The 2,314-nt window shown below is 74.6% G+C and carries 3 protein-coding genes; all 3 read left to right on the forward strand.

Annotation, left to right across the window (positions count from 1 at the left end; genetic code table 11):
* Nucleotides 1–291 precede the first annotated feature (291 nt).
* Complete coding sequence (locus HUW36_RS31215) at nucleotides 292–504, forward strand: hypothetical protein (RefSeq protein ID WP_091578088.1); 213 nt, start codon at nucleotides 292–294, stop codon at nucleotides 502–504.
* A gap of 74 nt (nucleotides 505–578) precedes the next feature.
* Nucleotides 579–2,069, forward strand: coding sequence for a replication-associated recombination protein A (locus tag HUW36_RS31220; protein ID WP_174531361.1), 1,491 nt, complete (start codon nucleotides 579–581; stop codon nucleotides 2,067–2,069).
* Nucleotides 2,070–2,071: 2 nt separating this feature from the next.
* Nucleotides 2,072–2,314, forward strand: a 243-nt coding sequence (locus HUW36_RS34705) for a hypothetical protein (protein WP_174531360.1), incomplete at its 3' end; no start/stop codon positions are given.

Genomic DNA, 2,314 nt, shown 5'->3' on the forward strand with positions numbered 1-2,314 from the left:
GCCGAGCGCGCCGCCCGCCGGTCCCTGCCCCGGGGGGAGCAGCCAGCCCACCGCGCCGTCGCGTCGCCAACCCCGCGCGTCCTCGTCGCGCCAGAGCGCGTGCCGGGCGTACGGATGGTGGCCGGTGGCGGCGAGCAGGGTCTCCCGCCCGGTCAGCACCTGGTCGGCAGTGATCATGTCGTCAGCCTAGACACCCGCGCCGGGCGAGCCGTTCCACGGTGGAGATTGACGAACAGACCGATCGGGTACATCCCTCGCCGACCTACTGGGAACCCCCACCGGAGGAACGACATGCTCGCCATTCTCGCGGCCATCGTGTTCGGCTTCGCGCTGCTGCTGGACTTCCTGAACACCAACTTCGGCGCGCCGGACCTGTTCAACAACTGGACCCTCAGCCTGATCGGCTTCCTGCTGCTCTCGCTCTACCTGGCCGGCGTCGGCTCGGGCCCGCGCGGTGGCGGTGGCGGCCGCTGGTACCGCGGTCGTCGTCCGGGCCGCGGCTGACCGGAAACGACCACCCGGGTCGGGTCGGCGGCGCGATTCCGGCGCCGTCGGTCCGGCCCGGTACTGTTCTCGTGATGGAATCCGACGCCCTCTTCACCCTCGGCGAACCCGCCGGAGCGCCCGGCGCACCCGCGGGCTCCGGCGGCGTCGACGGGTTCACCGCCGCCCGGGCCGACTCCCCGCTGCCGGTCCGGATGCGGCCGGCCGGCATCGACGAACTGGTCGGGCAGGACCACCTGCTCGCCCCCGGCGCGCCGCTGCGTCAGCTGGTCGAGGGCGCGACACCGATGTCGGTCATCCTCTGGGGCCCGCCGGGCAGTGGGAAGACCACCATCGCCCACCTCGTGGCCCGGGCCACCGACCGGCGCTTCGTGGCGATGTCCGCGCTGACCGCCGGTGTGAAGGACGTCCGCGCCGTGATCGAGACCGCCCGGCGGCAGCGCCGTTCCGGTGGCCCGCCCACCGTGCTCTTCATCGACGAGGTGCACCGGTTCAGCAAGACCCAGCAGGACTCGCTGCTCGCCGCCGTCGAGGACCGCACGGTCACGCTGCTGGCGGCGACCACCGAGAATCCCTACTTCTCGGTCATCTCACCCCTGCTCTCCCGCTGCGTGCTGCTCACCCTCCAGGCGCTCGACGACGACGCCGTGCGGGGCCTGCTGCGCCGCGCGGTGACCGACGAGCGTGGCCTCGGCGGCACGTTGACCCTGGCCGAGGAGGCGGAGGACCACCTGGTCCGGCTCGCCGGCGGCGACGTCCGCAAGGCGCTCACCGCGCTGGAGGCGGCGGCCGCCACCGCGACCGCGCTCGGCGCGGGGCGCATCGACCTGGCCGTGGCCGAGCAGGCGGTCGACGTGGCGGCCGTGCGCTACGACCGCGACGGCGACGCGCACTACGACGTGACGAGCGCGTTCATCAAGAGCATGCGCGGTTCGGACGTGGACGCGGCGCTGCACTGGCTGGCCCGGATGATCGTCGCCGGCGAGGACGCCCGGTTCATCGCCCGACGCATGGTGATCTTCGCCAGTGAGGACGTCGGCATGGCCGATCCCACCGCGCTGACCGTGGCCACCGCCGCCGCCCACGCCGTGGAGTACGTCGGCCTGCCCGAGGCGCAGCTCAACCTCGCCCAGGCCGTGATCCACCTGGCCACCGCGCCCAAGTCGAACTCCGCCACCACCGCCATCGGCGCCGCCGTCGCCGACGTACGCGCCGGCCGGGGCGGGGCGGTGCCGCGCGGGTTGCGCGACGCCCACTACTCCGGCGCGCGCGGCCTCGGGCACGGCGCCGGCTACCGCTACCCGCACGACGACCACCGGGGGGTGGTCACCCAGCAGTACGCTCCGGACGATCTCGTCGGGACGGACTACTACCGACCCAGCGGGCACGGTGCGGAGCGGGCCGTCGCCACCCGGCTGCCGGTGCTGCGCCGGATCGTCCGGGGGCTGCCGGCACCCGCGGCCCGGGCGGGTGCGGGCGCCGCGACCGGGGGTCCGGCGGGCGGCGCCGAGCAGGTCAGCGGGGCGAGCGAAGGTGGCAACGACGTCACCGAGGGGGGTCAGTAGTGATGGCGCGTGGTCCGGAGCGACCGGCGGACGGCCCCGACGAGCGGCGCGATCCGCGGGGCAAGGGCCGCCGGTGGGGGCGTGGCCGGGCCGAGGCGGAACCGGATCCGGCCGTCGCCGGCGAGGAGTTCGGCTGGATCGACGACCTGCGTACGGCCAAGCAGGAACGCGGCGAGCTGGGCCCGGACGGGGTGCCCCGCTACAGGTCCGAGTACATCGACCCGATCGCCGCGATCCAGAGCGAC

The organism is Micromonospora maritima (assembly GCF_902825405.1).
Taxonomy (GTDB): Bacteria; Actinomycetota; Actinomycetes; order Mycobacteriales; family Micromonosporaceae; genus Micromonospora; species Micromonospora maritima.